At 48.5% G+C, this 202-nt stretch carries 1 protein-coding gene; it reads right to left on the reverse strand.

Going from position 1 to position 202, the window contains the following annotated elements; translation table 11 throughout:
- The coding region (locus CHH91_RS20145; RefSeq protein ID WP_286160881.1) for an ABC transporter substrate-binding protein at positions 1 to 202 on the reverse strand (202 nt) is incomplete at both ends.

The following is a 202-nucleotide window of genomic DNA, read 5'->3' on the forward strand; positions in this document are numbered from 1 at the left end:
AGATCTTTCTGTTCATGGGCATCACGAAGGTCGACATAGGCGCTCCATTCCATGAAATCGATTTTTACATCAATTCCGATTTCGCTTAACATCCCGGCAATCACTTCTGTTGTTTCCCGATCTTGCAAGTAGCGCCCATCTGGGGAATGCAGCGTCAGTTCTAGCCCATCCCCATAACCGGCTTCTTCCAATAGCTCCTTGG

Source organism: Virgibacillus sp. 7505 (genome assembly GCF_002272135.1).
GTDB lineage: Bacteria > Bacillota > Bacilli > Bacillales > Amphibacillaceae > Terribacillus.